16 protein-coding genes are annotated in these 13,817 nt (G+C 65.8%); 6 read left to right on the forward strand and 10 right to left on the reverse strand.

Annotated elements, in window-relative coordinates; genetic code table 11:
- Window positions 1-30: 30 nt before the first annotated feature.
- The 6 genes from QUV18_RS13505 to purC all read right to left on the reverse strand — a co-directional run bounded on the left by QUV18_RS13505 (window position 31) and on the right by purC (window position 5,416).
- Window positions 31-1,365 (reverse strand): sigma-54 dependent transcriptional regulator, encoded by a 1,335-nt coding sequence (locus tag QUV18_RS13505; RefSeq protein ID WP_300894492.1) that lies wholly within the window; start codon window positions 1,363-1,365, stop codon window positions 31-33.
- A 21-nt stretch (window positions 1,366-1,386) separates the two neighbouring features.
- On the reverse strand, window positions 1,387-3,174 hold the full coding sequence (locus QUV18_RS13510) for an ATP-binding protein (protein ID WP_300894494.1): 1,788 nt from the start codon (window positions 3,172-3,174) through the stop codon (window positions 1,387-1,389).
- A gap of 40 nt (window positions 3,175-3,214) precedes the next feature.
- The gene (gene purQ, locus QUV18_RS13515) at window positions 3,215-3,883 is read right to left on the reverse strand and encodes a phosphoribosylformylglycinamidine synthase subunit PurQ (protein ID WP_300894496.1); all 669 of its coding nucleotides are present in this window, start codon (window positions 3,881-3,883) and stop codon (window positions 3,215-3,217) included.
- On the reverse strand, window positions 3,880-4,329 hold the full coding sequence (locus tag QUV18_RS13520; RefSeq protein ID WP_300894498.1) for a hypothetical protein: 450 nt from the start codon (window positions 4,327-4,329) through the stop codon (window positions 3,880-3,882). Before QUV18_RS13520 ends, purQ begins: the two co-directional genes overlap by 4 nt.
- Before the next feature lie 65 nt (window positions 4,330-4,394).
- Window positions 4,395-4,634, reverse strand: a complete 240-nt coding sequence (gene purS / locus QUV18_RS13525) for a phosphoribosylformylglycinamidine synthase subunit PurS (RefSeq protein ID WP_300894500.1) — start codon at window positions 4,632-4,634, stop codon at window positions 4,395-4,397.
- 20 nt (window positions 4,635-4,654) lie between these two features.
- Window positions 4,655-5,416 carry a phosphoribosylaminoimidazolesuccinocarboxamide synthase gene (gene purC / locus QUV18_RS13530; RefSeq protein ID WP_300894502.1) on the reverse strand — a complete coding sequence of 254 codons (762 nt, stop codon included), beginning with the start codon at window positions 5,414-5,416 and terminating at the stop codon, window positions 4,655-4,657.
- 187 nt (window positions 5,417-5,603) lie between these two features.
- On the opposite strand from purC, the gene QUV18_RS13535 reads away from it, so the two are divergent.
- Both QUV18_RS13535 and bmt read left to right on the forward strand, forming a co-directional pair.
- Window positions 5,604-5,918, forward strand: coding sequence for a DUF1476 domain-containing protein (locus tag QUV18_RS13535; protein WP_300894503.1), 315 nt, complete (start codon window positions 5,604-5,606; stop codon window positions 5,916-5,918).
- A gap of 151 nt (window positions 5,919-6,069) precedes the next feature.
- Window positions 6,070-7,095 carry a betaine--homocysteine S-methyltransferase gene (gene bmt, locus QUV18_RS13540; protein WP_300894504.1) on the forward strand — a complete coding sequence of 342 codons (1,026 nt, stop codon included), beginning with the start codon at window positions 6,070-6,072 and terminating at the stop codon, window positions 7,093-7,095.
- A gap of 5 nt (window positions 7,096-7,100) precedes the next feature.
- On the opposite strand, the gene QUV18_RS13545 is transcribed toward bmt, so the two are convergent.
- Entirely contained in the window at window positions 7,101-8,039 is a 939-nt protein-coding gene (locus QUV18_RS13545; RefSeq protein ID WP_300894505.1) for a LysR family transcriptional regulator, read from the reverse strand.
- 113 nt (window positions 8,040-8,152) lie between these two features.
- Between QUV18_RS13545 and QUV18_RS13550 the strand changes: the two genes are divergently transcribed.
- Window positions 8,153-8,437, forward strand: coding sequence for a DUF4242 domain-containing protein (locus QUV18_RS13550; RefSeq protein ID WP_300894506.1), 285 nt, complete (start codon window positions 8,153-8,155; stop codon window positions 8,435-8,437).
- Between the two features lie 20 nt (window positions 8,438-8,457).
- Here QUV18_RS13550 and QUV18_RS13555 read toward each other — a convergent pair whose 3' ends face one another.
- Window positions 8,458-9,549: a PA0069 family radical SAM protein gene (locus QUV18_RS13555; RefSeq protein ID WP_300894507.1), complete on the reverse strand. Its 1,092-nt coding sequence runs from the start codon at window positions 9,547-9,549 to the stop codon at window positions 8,458-8,460.
- 206 nt (window positions 9,550-9,755) lie between these two features.
- Here QUV18_RS13555 and QUV18_RS13560 point away from each other — a divergent pair, with 206 nt between their 5' ends.
- Window positions 9,756-10,460 (forward strand): B12-binding domain-containing protein, encoded by a 705-nt coding sequence (locus QUV18_RS13560; protein ID WP_300894508.1) that lies wholly within the window; start codon window positions 9,756-9,758, stop codon window positions 10,458-10,460.
- A gap of 69 nt (window positions 10,461-10,529) precedes the next feature.
- Window positions 10,530-11,165 carry a DUF1638 domain-containing protein gene (locus QUV18_RS13565; RefSeq protein WP_300894509.1) on the forward strand — a complete coding sequence of 212 codons (636 nt, stop codon included), beginning with the start codon at window positions 10,530-10,532 and terminating at the stop codon, window positions 11,163-11,165.
- 141 nt (window positions 11,166-11,306) lie between these two features.
- On the opposite strand, the gene QUV18_RS13570 is transcribed toward QUV18_RS13565, so the two are convergent.
- A complete protein-coding gene (locus QUV18_RS13570; RefSeq protein ID WP_300894510.1) occupies window positions 11,307-11,717 on the reverse strand; it encodes a SufE family protein in 411 nt (136 codons plus the stop codon).
- A gap of 130 nt (window positions 11,718-11,847) precedes the next feature.
- On the opposite strand from QUV18_RS13570, the gene QUV18_RS13575 reads away from it, so the two are divergent.
- Window positions 11,848-12,435, forward strand: coding sequence for a hypothetical protein (locus tag QUV18_RS13575; protein WP_300894511.1), 588 nt, complete (start codon window positions 11,848-11,850; stop codon window positions 12,433-12,435).
- 97 nt (window positions 12,436-12,532) lie between these two features.
- Here QUV18_RS13575 and rnd read toward each other — a convergent pair whose 3' ends face one another.
- The gene (rnd, locus tag QUV18_RS13580; protein ID WP_300894758.1) at window positions 12,533-13,690 is read right to left on the reverse strand and encodes a ribonuclease D; all 1,158 of its coding nucleotides are present in this window, start codon (window positions 13,688-13,690) and stop codon (window positions 12,533-12,535) included.
- Between the last annotated feature and the right edge of the window lie 127 nt (window positions 13,691-13,817).

Below are 13,817 nucleotides of genomic sequence, written 5' to 3' on the forward strand. Positions count from 1 at the left end.
ACGCGTGGTCCGCGGGCTGGTTCCGGCGCGCTAGAGGTAGTCGGAACGCTGCAGGCCGTACTTGGCCATCTTCTCGTTCAACGTCCGTCGCGGCAGGCACAGCTCGTCCATCACCGAGGCGATCGAGCCCTTGTGCCGGCGCATCGTGTTGTCGATGAGCATCCGCTCGAACGCCTCGACATATTCCTTGAGCGGCTTGCCCTCGGTCGTCATCACCGGCTGCATGTCTTGGTGATCCGACATCAGGAGCGAGGCGATGGTGCCGCTGCCGCGCCGGGCCTGAAGCACGGCGCGCTCGGCCACGTTGATGAGCTGGCGGACGTTACCGGGCCACGGCGCCTGCAGCAGTTGCGCGGCTTCCTGTGCCGAGACCTGCGGCGCGTCGCAGCCGTAATCCTCGGCGAACTGGTCGGAGAAGCGGGTGAAGAGCGTCAGGATGTCCTCGCCCCGCTGGCGCAGCGGCGGCACGGTGATGCGCAGGCTGGCCAGCCGGTAGAACAGGTCGGGGCGCAGCGCGTCTTCGCAGGTGCGGTCCTGTTCCTGCAGGTTGCAGATGGCCACGATCCGGGTTTCCGGCGGCGCACCCTCATCGTTGATGAAGGTCAGCAGCTTGGCCTGCGCCGCGTCGCTGAGCGACTCGATGTCTTCCAGCACCAGCGTGCCGCCTCGGGCCTCTTCCACGGCAGGAAGCTGGTTGTCCTCGGGGTTCATCGGTCCGAGAAGGCGCTTGACCAGCACGTCCTGTTCCAGCGCGGCACAGGAGATCAGAACGAATTTCTTGCCGGCCCGGGCGCCCACGGCATGCAGGGCATGGGCCACCAGCGTCTTGCCGGTGCCGGTCTCGCCCTCGATCAGCACGTGGTTGTCGGCCTGCCCGAGGTCGAGGATATCCTCTTTCAGGCGCTCCATCACCGGGCTCTGGCCGATCAGCTTCTTCATGAGCTGGCCGCCATCCGACAGCTCGCGCCGCAGCGCGCGGGAGTCGAGCGTCATCCGGCGGGCATTGGCGGCCTTCTTGGCCAGCTCGTTCATCCGGTCGGGGTTGAACGGCTTCTCGAGGAAGTCGAACGCCCCCATCCGCATCGCCTCGACCGCCATTGGCACGTCACCATGGCCGGTGATCATGATCACCGGCAGGCTCGAGTCGGTGCCCATCAGCTTTTTCAGGAACTGCATCCCGTCCATGCCGGGCATCTTGATGTCGGTGACGACGATGCCGGGGTAATCCGGGCCCAGCACCTTCAGCGCCTCCTCGGCCGATGGGAAGGCCTCGGTGTCGTAACCGGACAGGGCCAGCCACTGGCTGATCGACTGGCGCATATCCTTTTCGTCGTCGATGATCGCGATCTTCATGGCGCTTGGCATCTTGTTCTTCTCCGCTGCCGATTATTCTGCGGCCGGCCGTTTGGCCGTCTGCGTGTCTTCCGGTAAGATAGGTAGCTGCATTTCAAATACAGCCCCGCCCGATGCGGCGTTGCGTGCCGTCAGGCGCCCGCCCAAGTCGTTCACGATGCCCGAGGAAATGGCAAGGCCCAGCCCCACCCCCTCGCCCGGCTGCTTGGTCGTGTAGAACGGCTCGAACAGGTTCTCGATGTTCTCGATGCCGATGCCGTTGTCGCGGACGGTCAGCACGGCGGTCTCGCCGGCGGCGAGGATGATGTCGATGGTGGCGTCGGGCAAGGTGCTCGTGGCGTCGAGCGCGTTGCGCAGCAGGTTGATCATCACCTGCTCGATGCGCACCCGGTCGCCCATCACCATGACCGGCCCGTCGGGCAGCGTGCGGGTGATCTTGACCTGCCGCTGGCGCAGTTGCGGCTCCATCATGGCAAGGGCGGAATTGAGCGCATCGGCCATGTTTACAGGGGCAAGCTCGTCGCCGCTCTGGCGGGCGTAGGACTTGAGCTGCCGGGTGATCGCGCCCATCCGCTCGATCAGGTCGTCGATCCGCTGGAAGGAGGAAACGGCCTCTTCCGGGCGGTTGCGGTTGAGCAGCAGGCGGGCCCCCGCGAGATAGGTTTTCATCGCCGCCAGGGGCTGGTTCAGCTCGTGACTGACGGCCGCCGACATCTCGCCCAACGCGGCCAGTTTGGAGCTCTGCGCCAGCGTCTGTTCCGCCACCGCGAGGTTTTCCTGAACCCTCTGTCTTTCGGCGATTTCCCGCTGCAACCTCATGTTCAGTGCGCGAAGCTCCGCCGACTCGCGCTGGAAGAGCGCCATCCGCACGGTGGCCTTGCGGTTGAGGAAATAGAAGGCCAGCGCCAGCAGGATGGCGAAGCACATGATCTCGAGCGCGAGGAAGCCGTTCACCTTTTCCCGCACGCTGGCATAGGTGGTGAAGCTGGCGATGCGCCACCCGCGGAAGGCCACCCGGCCGCCCACCCGCATCACCGCCTCGCCCTGGACATAGGCGTCGGGCGGCAGGGTGTTCCAGTCGGCGGTGGCCTGAAGGGCGCGCTGGATGGCGCTGGAGGGCGGCTCCTTGGCGAGCGCCTCTTCCTCGGTCAGGCCACGCCAGCGGGGTTCGGTGGCAAGGATGATCCGCCCCTCGCTGTCGGTGACGAGCACGGCGTCGGAGATGCCGGCCCAGGCGCGTTCGTACTTGCCCAGCCCCACCTCGACGAGGATCACGCCCGCCAGCCCCGCCTGTGTCTCGACCCGGCGGGAATAGAAGAACCGGAAGCGGCCGGCATCGTCGCGCAGGATGTTGAAAATGTTGTCTTTCGAGCGCGTCGCCTCGATGAACACGGGCGACTCGCGGTAGGACTGGCCGATCGATTCCCGGTCGGTCGAGGCCACCACCCGGCCGTCATTGCCCAGAAGCGTGAGCGAGGCCGCCGAGATCTCCTCGTTGAACGAGATAAGCCGTTGCGAGGATTGTGAGAAATCCGAGGTGGCCAGCGCCGAGATCAGCGTCGGGTCGCGCGACAGAAGCTGCGGAACGATGGCGTTCTGGCGCAGTTCGCTCAGAAGGTTGCCGCTGTAGAGGACCAGCCGCAGCTCGGCCCGGTTGCGCGTCGTCTCGGTGAAGCGGTCGGTCAGCAGGCTGTTGGTCACCGCCACGGTCGAGACCGCCAGCACCACGAGGATTGCAAGCGCCAGCCGCGCCCGCCAGCTCAGCGTGCGCGGGCGCCTGCGCGGGCCGCCCGAAGGATCTTTGTCCGACGACGTTGCCATGCGGGTCAGGATACGCCGCCGCAGGCGTTGCAACAAGGGCTCACGCGGTCTGCAGCTGGTCGACGAGGCTGTTGAAGAGGATGCGCCCCTCGGTATTGCCGTGCAGCGGGTCGGCCATCCGCTCGGGGTGGGGCATCATGCCCAGCACGCGGCGGTTTTCCGACAGGATACCGGCGATGTCCTGCAGCGAGCCATTGGGATTCTGCACGTAGCGGAAGGCGACGCGGTTCTCGTCGTTGAGCCGCTTGAGCGTGTCCTCGTCGGCGTAATAGTTGCCATCATGGTGGGCGATCGGGATGGTGATCCTGTCACCTTCCGAGTAGCCCGATGTATAGGCGCTGTCGGCGGTTTCCACTTTCAGGTCAACGGCCTTGCAGACATATTTCAGCCCGCCATTGCGCAGCAGCACCCCCGGCAGAAGCCCGGTCTCCGTCAGAACCTGGAAGCCGTTGCAGATGCCAAGGACGTAGCCGCCCTTCTCGGCATGGGCTATGACCGACTGGCAGATCGGCGAGTTCGCCGCGATCGCCCCGCAGCGCAGGTAGTCGCCGAAGGAAAACCCGCCCGGCACGCCGATCACGTCGATGCCCGAGGGCATCTGCGTGTCCTTGTGCCAGACCATCGTCACGTCGGCCCCGGCGTTCTCGAAAGCCACTTTCAGGTCCCGGTCGCAATTCGAACCGGGAAAGACCACCACTGCCGCTTTCATGTCGTGTCCTTTCTGAAGAAGATCCTGTCGGTGACGAGCCAGAGCAGACCGGCGACGGACCAGCCGACAAGACTGATGAGCCCAAGGATAACGGGCATAAACCACAAGCCCTGCCAGGTGTCGAGCCGCACGTTGCCTCGGGAGGCGGGAATCGCGCGGATCGCGGCGGTCTCGCCCACCCCGATGTCGAAGGAGGCATGCGCGCTGCCGACGCTGGCGCGGCGCGGGACGCCGTCGATCTCGTAGGTGAAGACCGGTTCGTAGTTCACCGTGCCACGGTCGAAGATCGTCTCGCCCGGCCATTCGTAGCGTTCCACCACCGTGCCGATGACGCGCTCCGATCGGGCGACATAGACAGCGCTTTCTAGGCCATAGAGCATTGCCGCGAGAAGTGTCAGGACGGGAAAGACGAACAGGACCACGGCCACCCGCTGGCGCAGCGTCATCCGCGCGAGCGGCCCCCAGAGGGCCCACGCCACGATTGCCCCGGTAGAGCCCCGGGGCCGGTCCATCAGGCGATCTCGACCGTGTAGCTTTCGATCACCGTGTTGGCGAGCAGCTTCTCGCACATCTGTTTGACGGCTTCCTCGGCCTTGGCCTTGTCCGTCTCGGCCAGGTCGATCTCGATCACCTTGCCCTGGCGCACGCCCTCGACGCCATCGAAGCCCAGCGACCCCAGCGCGTGGCGCACTGCCTCGCCCTGCGGGTCGAGCACCCCGGTTTTCAGCATGACTTGCACGCGTGCCTTCATCGGTCCTGCCCCTCTTCTGCTCAGTTGATCAGGTGCGGCTTGGTCATCGGGGTCGATGCCTTGGGCATGACGCCCAGCCGCTTGGCCACTTCCGAATAGGCATCCGTCAGGCTGCCGAGGTCGCGGCGGAACACGTCCTTGTCGAGCTTCTGGCCGGTCTCGATATCCCACAACCGGCAGCTGTCGGGAGAGATCTCGTCGGCCACGATCAGGCGCATGAAATCACCCTCGTAGACGCGGCCGATCTCGATCTTGAAGTCGATGAGCTTGATGCCGACGCCGTACATGACGCCCGCGAGGAAATCGTTGACCCGCAGCGCGAGGCTCAGGATGTCGTCCATGTCCTGCTGGGTGGCCCAGCCGAAGGCGGCGATATGTTCCTCGGTGACCAGCGGATCGCCCAGCTTGTCGTTCTTGAGGCAGTACTCGACGATCGGGCGCGGCAATTGCGTGCCCTCGTCCATGCCCAGCCGCTTGGCCATCGACCCGGCGGCATAGTTGCGCACGATCACCTCGAGCGGAATGATTTCGCAGGCGCGGACGAGCTGTTCGCGCATGTTGAGCCGTTTCAGGAAGTGGTTCGGGATGCCCACGTTGGTCAGCCCGGTCATGAAATACTCGCTCAGCATGTTGTTGAGCACGCCCTTGCCTTCGATCACGTCCTTCTTCTCGGCATTGAAGGCGGTGGCGTCGTCCTTGAAATACTGCACGATGGTGCCCGGTTCCGGCCCCTCGTACAGGGTTTTCGCCTTGCCTTCGTAGATTTTCTTGCGACGCGCCATGCTGACTCCAGATATCGCAGGTGCCGGGCGACTCCCCGTCCTGCCTTTGCGCTCTCCATAAGGCATGGGACCCTCTGCCGCAAGACACCGGGGGCATGGGCCCCGCGGCGCCCTGCCCCCTTGCGGATTGCGGCCCCTGAGGGCATACCCAAGGAGAAACCGAAACGCTTTGCCTGGGAGCGGAGACATGACCACATTCGACGATCGCGAAAACGCCTTCGAAAACAAGTACGCCCATGACGAGGAGATGAAGTTCAAGGCCGAGATGCGCCGGAACAAGCTGCTGGGTCTCTGGGCGGCGGAGCTGATGGGCAAGACCGGCGAGGATGCCAATGCCTATGCCGTCGAGGTGGTGAAATCGGATTTCGAGGAAGCCGGTCACGAGGACGTGGTGCGCAAGGTCGCGGGCGACCTGGGCGACCTGGCCGATGCCGACACGATCCGAGGCAAGATGGACGAGCTTCTGAAAATCGCCAAGGACCAGGTGATGAAAGAGGCGTAAGCCCCTGGATCAAGACCTTTTGGGGGCGTTTCCGTTGCTTCGGGGACGCCCTTTTTCGTTTCCTTGGCCCGTCACCCGCAAGGGCGATTTGTATTTGCGCGCGGCCCGGGAACGTGACAGATAAAACCGCAGTCTTTTGACAGGATACCCGATGACCAACGCCCTCTCCCGCATGATGGAAACCCGCGACTGGATCCTGGCCGACGGCGCCACGGGCACCAACCTCTTCAACATGGGGCTGAGCTCGGGCGACGCGCCCGAGATGTGGAACGAGGAGCATCCCGACCGGATCGAGAAGCTTTATTCCATGGCCGTCGATGCGGGCAGCGACCTGTTCCTGACCAACTCCTTCGGCGGCAATGCCGCGCGGCTGAAGCTGCACGGGGCGGAAAAGCGGGCGCGCGAATTGTCACGCATCTCGGCCGAGATCGGGCGCGAAGTGGCCGACCGGCGGGATCGCCCGGTGATCGTGGCAGGTTCGGTCGGCCCAACGGGCGAGATCATGGCGCCGATGGGCAAGCTCACCCACGAGCTGGCGGTGGAGATCTTCCACGAACAGGCCGACGGGCTGAAGGAAGGCGGGGCCGACGTGCTGTGGCTCGAGACCATCTCGGCGCCCGAGGAATACCAGGCCGCGGCCGAGGCGTTCCGGCTGGCCGGGATGCCGTGGTGCGGCACGATGAGCTTCGACACCGCGGGCCGGACGATGATGGGCCTGACCTCGGCCGGGATGGCGGACATGGTGGAAAAGCTCGACACGCCGCCGCTGGCCTATGGCGCCAATTGCGGGGTCGGCGCGTCGGACCTGATGCGCACGGTGCTGGGCTTCGTGGCGCAGGGCACCGGGCGGCCGATCATCGCCAAGGGCAACGCGGGCATTCCCAAATACGTGGACGGGCACATTCACTATGACGGCACGCCGGAGCTGATGGCGGAATATGCCGTGCTTGCCCGTGACGCGGGCGCCACGATCATCGGCGGCTGCTGTGGCACGATGCCCGAGCACCTGTCGAAGATGCGCGACGCGCTGGAGACGCGGGAGCGCGGCGAGCGTCCGACGCTCGACCGGATCACCGAGGCGCTGGGGCCGTTTTCGTCGGCCGTGGACGGCACGGAAGAGGACAGCGACCCGCAATCGGCCCGCCGGGGCCGTGGCGGGCGCCGCCGCCGCGGCTGACGCGGTCAGAGGCCGAAAAGTTCTGACATCACGCGGCGATCTGCCTGCGCCCTGTCCACGACCCAATCGCGAAATCCGCGCTGGACCGGCCCGAAGCGCCGGCCATCGACCCAGATGAGCTTGTGCTCGTAAGACGCGGGGAAAACGGAGACTTGTCCGAACGGCATGATCAAGGTGCCCTGCGCGACAGAGGCAAAGATCTCGGACAGGCCGCCCAGAACCAGCCCGACGCCGGAATGCGCCAGGCGCACGCCGCTGCCCGTCAGCGCATAGCGCGGCTGCGCGGACTGCGCCTCGTCGATCGGCACGCCCATCTCACGCCCCCAGCGCCCCCAGTCGGCCCAGTCGGGGTCGGTGGTGGGCACGTCGATATGCACCAGCGGCACGCCACTGACATCCATCGCCCCTTCCTCCAGACCATAGCGCGCGGCAAACTCCGGCGTGCAGACCGGCACCACCCCGCTCGGCAACAGGGGAAGACCGGCCAGGTCTTCGCCGATCTCGCCCATGTAGCGGATCGCGAAATGCAGATCCGCCCCGTGCAGGTCGACCACGTCCCATGTCGTGTTCAGGTTCAGGTCGATCGGCCCCAGCCGCGAGAAGAGACCGGGCAGATGCCGGGGCAGCCAGGTCTCGGCAAAGGTCTGGGTCACGGACACGGCCACGCGGTTGCCTGCCGGTTCGGCGGTCAGCACCTCCTGCGCGCGGGACAGGGCCGTCATCGCCCCGGTCAGCCGCCCCGCGACCGCCCCCAGTTCCGCCGTGGGGGCCAGCCCGCCGGGCGTTCTGGTGAAAAGCGGCCGGCCAAGCCGCTCTTCCAGCCCGCGCACCTGCGCGGTGACGGCGGCCCGCGTCACGCCCAGTTCCTCGGCCGCCTCGGCGATGGTGCCAAGGCGATGCACCGCCTCGACCGCCCGCCACCCGTTGAGATGCGACAGCTGCATCAAGCCTCCTGACAAGCTTTCCTTGCCAGGATAGCAGAAAGACTGACGTGATTTGCAGAATAATCGGGTGTTCACTGAGGGGGCGACTAGAATTCCTGAAGGAGGAGCATCCCATGAAAGCCTATATGATCGAACGCGACATTCCCGGCGTCGGCGCCATGACCGGCGATGAGCTCTGCGGCGCCGCCGCCACATCCTGCAAGGCGCTCGCGCAACTGGCGCCCAAGGTGCAGTGGCAGCATTCCTACGTGACCGGCGACAAGACATTCTGCATCTACCTCGCCGATGACGAGAGCGCGATCCATGAACACGCGAGACTCAGCGGGTTCCCGGCCACCAAGGTCACGCCGATCGCCGGCCAGATCGACCCGACGACGGGCGATGCCCACGCCGGCTGACGCCCTTGCCCGGCGCCGCGTCAGAACAGGTCCAGCTGCTCGGCGCGGCCCGGCACGCGGAACAGGTCGGTCCGCAATGGCGGCAGGCGCTTGTTCAGCCCCAGCCGCCGCGCCGCCACGCGGAAGCGGGCCGCGATCAACTCGGCATGGGCCCCCTCGCCCCGCATCCGGCGGCCCCATTCGGGGTCGTAATCCTTGCCGCCATGCATGCCCCGCACCAGCCCCATGACCCGCGCGGCCCGGTCCGGGAAATGCGTCTCCAGCCATTCGCGGAACAGCGGCGACACCTCGAGCGGCAGGCGCAGCATGACCCAGCTGGCCCCTTCGGCGCCGGCGTCCCTGCCGGCCTTGAGCAGCGCCTCGACCTCGTGATCGTTGATCGCGGGAATAATGGGCGAGGTCATGATCCTGACCGAGATGCCGGCCGAGCTGAGCCGTTCGATCGTCTGCAGGCGGCGCGCGGGTGACGGTGCGCGGGGCTCCATCTTGCGGGAGAGATCGGCGTCGAGCGTGGTGACCGAGAGGCCCACGCGCACCAGCCCGCGTGCGGCCATGTCCGACAGGATGTCGATGTCGCGCTCGATCAGAGTGCCCTTGGTGACGATGCCGACCGGATGGTTGAAATCGCTCAGCACCTTCAGGCAGGCGCGCATGATTTCATGCGTCTTCTCAATCGGTTGATACGGGTCGGTGTTGGTGCCGATGGCGATGGTCTCGGGCCGGTAGTTTCCGTTCGACAGCTCGCGCGCCAGCACCTCGGGCGCGGCGGGGCGGGCCACCAGCCGGGTTTCGAAATCGAGCCCCGCCGACAGGCCGAGCCAGGCATGGCTGGGCCGGGCGAAGCAGTAGATGCAGCCATGCTCGCACCCCCGGTAGGGGTTGATAGAGCGGTCGAACGGCAGGTCGGGCGAGCGGTTGTAGGTGATCATCCGGCGCGGCACCTCGACGCTGACCTGCGTGCGCAGCGGCGCCTCGTCGTCGGGGGCGCTGTTCCAGCCGTCATCCTCGTAGACGCGGCCATGCCGCTCGTACCGCCCGGCGGCATTGCTTCGGGCACCGCGGGCGCGGCGCCTGAGTCTCGGGTCGACGGTTTCCGACATGTTCCGTTCCATACCGCATTCATGGAACATTAAGGGAACATTTGCAATAACCCCATGGATCAAGGCCCGTTGGCTTCCCCCGCCCCGTCGCGAAATCGCGCGAGACGTCGGAAGCGATGCGGCCAGTGTCGTAATTCGGAAAGTGCGCCTGCGACAAATTGACGATAGCTTCGGCTGAAACACACGCGCGCGGCGCCAGCGATTGCAAGGAACGGCTTATGTCCGACGAAGAAGACGACATCATCCTGTCGGAACTGGACGACGAGGAACTTGTCCAGCAGATGTTCGACGACCTCTACGATGGTCTCAAGGAAGAGATCGAGGAAGGCGTAAACATTCTTCTCGAGCGTGGCTGGCAACCTTACCAGATCCTGACCGAGGCGCTGGTCGGCGGCATGACCATCGTCGGAAAGGATTTCCGCGACGGGATCCTGTTCGTACCCGAGGTGCTTCTGGCGGCCAACGCGATGAAGGGCGGCATGGCCATCCTCAAGCCGCTGCTGGCCGAAACCGGCGCGCCCCGCGTGGGCAAGATGGTGATCGGCACGGTCAAGGGCGACATCCACGACATCGGCAAGAACCTCGTCTCGATGATGATGGAAGGGGCCGGGTTCGAGGTGGTCGACCTCGGGATCAACAACCCGGTCGAAAACTATCTCGAGGCGCTGGAAACCGAACAGCCCGACATCCTGGGCATGTCGGCCCTGCTGACCACGACGATGCCCTACATGAAGGTCGTGATCGACACGATGGTGGAACAGGGCGTGCGCGATGATTACATCGTTCTGGTGGGCGGTGCGCCGCTGAACGAGGAATTCGGCAAGGCGATCGGCGCCGACGCCTATTGCCGCGACGCGGCCGTGGCGGTGGAAACCGCCAAGACCTTCGTCAGCCGCAAGCACAACCAGGGCGCCACGGGCTGAACCGCCGCCTGATCGGTATTCGGAACGGCCCGCCCGACTGTGCGGGCCGTTTCTTTTCGGGGTGAGATGATGACCGAGCTGCCAAGCGACACGACCCTGACCGAGGACGGCTTTGCCGAGCCGGCGCGGGGTCGCATCATGCTCATCGCCTGCGGGGCGCTGGCGCGCGAGATCCTGGCGCTCAAGCGCGCCAATGGCTGGGATCACATGGTGCTGCAATGCCTGCCGGCGAAGTACCACCTCTACCCCGAGAAGATCACGCGGGCCGTCGAGGAGACGGTGCACGAGAACCGCGGCGCCTATGACGAGATCTTCGTGGTCTACGCCGATTGCGGCACCGGCGGGCTGCTGCAGGCGAAATGCGCCGAGCTGGGCGTCGAGATGGTGGCGGGCCCGCATTGCTATTCCTTCTTCGAGGGCAACGGCGCCTTCGCCGCCCGCGACGAGATCACCGCCTTCTACCTGACCGATTTCCTGGTGAAGCAGTTCGACGCCTTCGTGTGGAAGCCCATGGGCCTCGACCGGCATCCCGAGCTGCGCGACATGATCTTCGGCAATTACACCAAGCTGGTTTATCAAGCGCAGGTTAACGACCCGGCGCTTGAAGCGAAGGCGCGGGACTGCGCCGCGCGACTCGGGCTGGACTACGAGTATCGCTTCACCGGTTACGGAGACCTTAAGACCGCGCTCGCCGCCCGCGCCTGACCTGCCGCTTCTTCTGGCCGGAAACATCCCGGGGGTGAGTGGGCTTCTCGGGACCTTTCCGGTGGAGAGGTCCGCCCACGAACGGGCGGAGCCCAGGGAATTGGCCCGCAGGGCCAAGAGGGGCAGCGCCCCTCCCCCTGCTCAGGCGGCCTCGGCCGCGACGCTGCGGATGCGTTCGACCATCGCGCGCAGGCCGTTGGAACGCTGCGAGGACAGGTGATCGTTCAGCCCCAGCCGGGCCAGTTCGCCATGGGCGTCGACCTTGGGCACCTCGGCCACGGGCCGGCCGTTGTAGAGCGCCTTCAACACCGCGATCAGCCCGCGCACGATCATCGCGTCGCTTTCGCCCTCGAAACTGAAGGTGTCGTTCTCGATCCTGGGGTGCAGCCAGACCTGGCTGGCGCAGCCGTCGACCTTGGTGGCCGGCACCTTCAGGGCGTCGTCGAGCGGCTCCATCGCCTTGCCGCGATCGATCACGTAGCGATAGCGGTCTTCCCAGTCCTCGAGTAACTCGAAATCCTCGACGATCTCCTCAAATGCCTCTGTGGCCAAAGGTCCGGTCCCTTTTCCTTGCGTCCCCAGACACCTAGGCGCGCATTTGCGGCACGTCCAGCCCCAAGGGCGCTTTTCAAGTCACGCCAATTGCGGTAACAGGCGGAAAGCCAAGGAAAGGTCTTCGCGCATGCGCTTCACTGTTGTCGCCCTCATCCTTTCGACTTTGCTGCTGTCGGCCTGCGGCGGGGGCCTGCGAGAGTCGCGGCTGAACCCGGCCAACTGGTTCGGGCGCAGCACGTCGGTCGAGACGGAACCGGCCACGGTGCGCACCTCGGACGGGCGCGTGCAGGAAGTGAACCCGCTGATCGGCGAACGGGGGCAGTCGCAGCTCATCGCGGCCAACCGCAAGGTGACGACCGAGCGTACGGGCCTCTTCGGGCGCAAGAAGGAGGTCATCTACCAGGGCACGCTGATCAGCCAGGTGACCGATCTCACGATCGAGCCGACCGCCACGGGGGCCATCGTGCGTGCCGTGGGCGTGACCTCGCGGCAGGGCGCCTATGACGTGCGGCTGCTGCCGCTGTTCGATGGCGAGCCCCGAGATGGCGTGCTGACCTACGAGTTTCTGGCGCTTCAGCCGATCAACACGCCGCAGGGCCCCGAGCATACCCGCCGCATCCAGGCCGCGCAGCCGCTGAGCCATGGCGACCTGGCAGAGATCCGGACGATCCGGGTGATCGCCAAGCGCAACACCCGCCAGAGCGCCCGGCGCTAGTTCATTCGAGACATCTGGCAAAGGCGAAACGCAGGCCCCGTTCAAGCGTCGCGCGCGTGTCGCTCAGGGCCGTGGCCCGAGTTTTTCCCGAAACGCCTCAGAGGTCGACCGCCACGATCGACTTGCCCTTGGCGGCCAGCGCCACCTTGCCCTGGCAGAGCCGCATCGCGTCGCGGCCGAAGACCTCGTTGCGCCAGCCCTTGAGCGCCGGCACGTCGCGTTCGCCGGCGGAGATGGCATCGAGATCGGCGGCGCTGGCGATGAGCTTGGAGGCAACACCGAATTCCTCGGTCTTGGCTTTCAGCAGCACGCGCAGCAGGTCTGCGAGCGCCGGGTTGACCTGCAGCTTCTCGCGCGAGCGGTCGGGCTTGGGCACATCGTCATTGGGCGTCTCGAGCCCCGCCTTCACCGCCGCGAGGATGCCGTCGGCGATCTCGCCCTTGCGGGCCTCGCGCAGCAACAGGCGGGAGCGGCCCAGCTCGTTGAGCGAGCCGGGCTTGGTCGAGGCCAGCTCGACCAGCGCGTCGTCCTTGTAGACCCGGCTGCGGGGCACGTTGCGGGTCTGGGCGTAGTCCTCACGGAAGCGGGCCAGCTCGCGCACGATGGCGAGGAAGCGGCCCGAGGCGTTGCGGGTCTTGACCCGTTTCCACGCGTCTTCTGGCCGGATGATGTAGGTTTCCGGGTCCTTGAGGATTTCCATTTCCTCAGCCACCCATTTCTCGCGCCCGGTCTCGGCCAGCTTGTCGGCGAGGTATTCGTAGATGTCGCGGAGGTGGGTCACGTCGGCCAGCGCATAGGTCATCTGCGCCTCGGTCAGGGGGCGGCGCGACCAGTCGGTGAAGCGCGAGGTCTTGTCGAGCGACTGCCGGGCGATGCGGCGGACGAGGGTTTCGTAGCCCACCTGCTCGCCGAAGCCGCAGACCATGGCTGCGACCTGCGTATCGAACAGCGGCTCGGGGATGACCCCGGCATCAACGTGGAATATCTCGAGGTCCTGCCGCGCCGCGTGGAAGACCTTGACGACAGAGGTGTCGCGGAACAGGTCGTAGAGCGGCTCGAGCGACAGGTCGCCGGCGATCGGGTCGACCAGGACGGCATCGTCCTCGCCCCGTGTCGGGAGGGCAAGCTGCACGAGGCAGAGCTTGGAATAGTAGCTGCGCTCGCGCAGGAACTCGGTATCGACGGTCACGTAATCGCAGTCGGCCGCGCGGGCGCAGAATTCCGCCAGCGCCTCTGTCGTGGTGATGGTGGTGATCCGCGAACGGGTTTTTTCCTTGGTCATTCTGCCTCTTCGTCCCCAGTTCGGCACGGTATATGACAGCAGATCGGCAAAGAAAAGGCGATGGTTGAATTCTCCGGCGCAGGGGTCGCGGGACGCGGGT

It is taken from the genome of Roseovarius sp., assembly GCF_030373445.1.
Taxonomy (GTDB): Bacteria; Pseudomonadota; Alphaproteobacteria; order Rhodobacterales; family Rhodobacteraceae; genus Roseovarius.

Bases quoted from the DNA above. Each gene is read 5' to 3' on its own strand.
- QUV18_RS13505 (WP_300894492.1), bottom strand. From the start codon at position 1,365: ATGCCAAGCGCCATGAAGATCGCGATCATCGACGACGAAAAGGATATG.
- QUV18_RS13510 (WP_300894494.1), bottom strand. From the start codon at position 3,174: ATGGCAACGTCGTCGGACAAAGATCCTTCGGGCGGCCCGCGCAGGCGC.
- purQ (WP_300894496.1), bottom strand. From the start codon at position 3,883: ATGAAAGCGGCAGTGGTGGTCTTTCCCGGTTCGAATTGCGACCGGGAC.
- QUV18_RS13520 (WP_300894498.1), bottom strand. From the start codon at position 4,329: ATGACGCTGCGCCAGCGGGTGGCCGTGGTCCTGTTCGTCTTTCCCGTC.
- purS (WP_300894500.1), bottom strand. From the start codon at position 4,634: ATGAAGGCACGCGTGCAAGTCATGCTGAAAACCGGGGTGCTCGACCCG.
- purC (WP_300894502.1), bottom strand. From the start codon at position 5,416: ATGGCGCGTCGCAAGAAAATCTACGAAGGCAAGGCGAAAACCCTGTAC.
- QUV18_RS13535 (WP_300894503.1), top strand. From the start codon at position 5,604: ATGACCACATTCGACGATCGCGAAAACGCCTTCGAAAACAAGTACGCC.
- bmt (WP_300894504.1), top strand. From the start codon at position 6,070: ATGACCAACGCCCTCTCCCGCATGATGGAAACCCGCGACTGGATCCTG.
- QUV18_RS13545 (WP_300894505.1), bottom strand. From the start codon at position 8,039: ATGCAGCTGTCGCATCTCAACGGGTGGCGGGCGGTCGAGGCGGTGCAT.
- QUV18_RS13550 (WP_300894506.1), top strand. From the start codon at position 8,153: ATGAAAGCCTATATGATCGAACGCGACATTCCCGGCGTCGGCGCCATG.
- QUV18_RS13555 (WP_300894507.1), bottom strand. From the start codon at position 9,549: ATGGAACGGAACATGTCGGAAACCGTCGACCCGAGACTCAGGCGCCGC.
- QUV18_RS13560 (WP_300894508.1), top strand. From the start codon at position 9,756: ATGTCCGACGAAGAAGACGACATCATCCTGTCGGAACTGGACGACGAG.
- QUV18_RS13565 (WP_300894509.1), top strand. From the start codon at position 10,530: ATGACCGAGCTGCCAAGCGACACGACCCTGACCGAGGACGGCTTTGCC.
- QUV18_RS13575 (WP_300894511.1), top strand. From the start codon at position 11,848: ATGCGCTTCACTGTTGTCGCCCTCATCCTTTCGACTTTGCTGCTGTCG.